This is a genomic window from Mycobacterium sp. TH-M82, assembly GCF_057473605.1.
The window spans coordinates 1-2,525 of sequence record NZ_JBYCKY010000216.1; the positions used below are offsets into that span (position 1 = coordinate 1).

Below are 2,525 nucleotides of genomic sequence, written 5' to 3' on the forward strand. Positions count from 1 at the left end.
GCCGACGAGCGGCGGATGATCGAATCCGTCTTCAAACTCGGCGACACCGCGGCCCGCGAGGTGATGGTGCCGCGCACCGAGATGATCTGGATCGAAGCCGACAAATCGGTCGACCAGGCGACGTCGCTCGCGGTGCGCAGTGGGCACTCCCGCATCCCGGTGATCGGCGAGAACGTCGACGACATCCTCGGCGTGGTGTACCTGAAAGACCTTGTTCAGCACACCCGTTCGTCGTCAAGCGACGGTCGGAACGCCCGGGACCCGACCGTGGTCCAGGTGATGCGCCCGGCGGTGTTCGTGCCGGACTGCAAGCCGTTGGACGAGCTGTTGCGCGAGATGCAGAGCCACCGATACCACATGGCGCTGTTGGTCGACGAGTACGGCGCGATCGCGGGGCTGGCCACCATCGAGGACGTGCTGGAGGAGATCGTCGGTGAGATCGCCGACGAGTACGACGAGGGTGAGATCCCGCCGGTAGAGGAGTTGGGCGACAGCCGGTTTCGGGTGTCGACGCGGCTGCCGATCGAGGACCTGAGCGAGCTGTACGCCGAGCGGGGAGGTGTGCGGTTCACCGAAGTCGACGTCGACACCGTGGGCGGGCTGCTGGCCCTGGAGCTGGGCCGGGTGCCACTGCCCGGCGCCCAGGTAGTGTCACACGGACTGCGGCTGCTCGCCGAGGGGGGCCGCGACGCCCGCGGGCAGGTGCGGATCGGCACCGTTCTGGTGAGTCCGGTCAGGCCGGACCCTGCTGAGGAGGTCGCGCGGGATGGCTGACCTGGAGCCGGACGACGCCAAGCTGGTGACGCTGGCCCGCGTCGCGATGGCCCGCGCCGGTGCGGACAGCGGCGCAGCGGTGCGCGACCCGGACGGCCGCTGTTACGCCGCGGCGCCGGTTGGTTTGGCGTCCCTGCGGTTGTCGGCGCTGCAGGCGGCGGTGGCCGCGGCGGTGTCGGCCGGCGCAGCCAGTCTGGAAGCCGTTGTCGTGCTGGGAGGCCCGGCCGACGACGACGGCGTCGCCGCCGTCCGGGAACTCGCCCCGACGGCGCGGCTGATCGTCACCGATCGGGCGGGCCGGCCGTCATGACGACGATCCCGGCGCCGAACGTCTACTCACTGCGAAAAATTACGCGACGAGTCGCACTGGATACACGCTGCCAGAAATGGTCCGGCCGTGGCGCAGCGAGCGCACCGACGTGACCGAGTTCCGTTCCGGCTTCGTGTGTTTGGTCGGCCGGCCGAATACCGGCAAGTCGACGCTGACCAACGCCCTGGTCGGGTCGAAGGTGGCCATCACCTCCACCCGCCCGCAGACCACCCGGCACACCATTCGCGGCATCGTGCACCGCGACGGCTTCCAGATCGTTGTGGTCGACACGCCGGGTCTGCATCGTCCGCGCACCCTGCTGGGCAAACGGCTCAACGACCTGGTCCGCGACACCTACGCCGAGGTCGACGTCATCGGGCTGTGCATCCCCGCCGACGAGGCGATCGGGCCGGGGGACCGCTGGATCGTCACCCAGATCCGCGCGGTCGCGCCCAAGACCGCGCTGGTCGTCGTCGTCACCAAGATCGACCGGGTCCCCAGGGAGAAAGTGGCCACGCAACTGGTCGCCGTGAGTGAGCTCGCCGGGAAAGCGGAGGTCGTACCGGTGTCGGCGGTCACCGGGGAGCAGGTCGACGTGCTGACCGACGTGCTGGCCGCTGCGCTGCCGCCAGGGCCGGCGTTCTACCCGGACGGCGAACTGACCGACGAGCCCGAAGAAACCCTGATGGCCGAGTTCATCCGGGAGGCCGCGCTGGAGGGGGTGAGCGACGAGCTGCCGCATTCGCTGGCCGTGGTGATCGACGAGGTGGCCAAACGCGACGGCCGGGAAGACGGGGACGACTTGATCGACGTGTACGCCATCCTCTACGTCGAGCGGGACAGTCAGAAGGGCATCGTCATCGGCCGCGGCGGTGCCCGGCTGCGGGAGGTGGGCACCGCCGCGCGCGGCCAGATCGAGAAGCTGCTCGGCACCAAGGTGTTTCTCGACCTGCGGGTCAAGGTCGCCAAGAACTGGCAACGCGACCCTAAGCAACTGGGCCGGATGGGCTTTTGAGACCCGCGCCCGCTCGCGTCGAGCAGGTATTCGGTACATTCCGTGGGGTGCGGATAAGCAAGCCGTTGGTGGCGGCGTCGGTTGGCCTGGTCATGGGCACGGGGTGGTTGGCTGCCTGCGGAAAAGGTGAACACAAGCCGATCGACACCGCCAAGGTGTTCGATGTCAAGTCGACGTTCAGCGACGGGTACAAAACCAAAACCACAGGTCCGAAAGACATCGACCCGAAGATGCTCGGGCCGCAGAAACTCCCGCCGGGGGTGAAGTTCGACCCGTCCGACTGCGGCGACTACGTCGTCAGCGGCCGGCTGCCCAAGGGCATCCGGGGAAAGATGTCGGTGTTCTCCGCCGACGGGGACGGCAACCGCTTCGTCGTCATCGCCGTGCAGGCCGACAAGGACATGCCGTTCGACGCCGCAGAAGCCA

At 68.4% G+C, this 2,525-nt stretch carries 4 protein-coding genes; all 4 read left to right on the forward strand.

From position 1 onward, the window contains the following. Positions 1–774: hemolysin family protein (locus tag AC2VON_RS06335; protein ID WP_486952178.1), on the forward strand; the 774-nt coding region annotated here is incomplete at its 5' end. Next, a complete protein-coding gene (locus AC2VON_RS06340) occupies positions 767–1,084 on the forward strand; it encodes a cytidine deaminase (RefSeq protein ID WP_486952179.1) in 318 nt (105 codons plus the stop codon). The genes AC2VON_RS06335 and AC2VON_RS06340, both read left to right, overlap by 8 nt. 109 nt (positions 1,085–1,193) lie before the next feature. Further along, positions 1,194–2,099 carry a GTPase Era gene (gene era / locus AC2VON_RS06345; protein WP_486952181.1) on the forward strand — a complete coding sequence of 302 codons (906 nt, stop codon included), beginning with the start codon at positions 1,194–1,196 and terminating at the stop codon, positions 2,097–2,099. A gap of 47 nt (positions 2,100–2,146) precedes the next feature. Continuing rightward, a partial coding sequence (locus AC2VON_RS06350; RefSeq protein WP_486952180.1) for a DUF5642 family protein occupies positions 2,147–2,525 on the forward strand: 379 nt, incomplete at its 3' end.

Bases quoted from the DNA above. Each gene is read 5' to 3' on its own strand.
- AC2VON_RS06340 (WP_486952179.1), top strand. From the start codon at position 767: ATGGCTGACCTGGAGCCGGACGACGCCAAGCTGGTGACGCTGGCCCGC.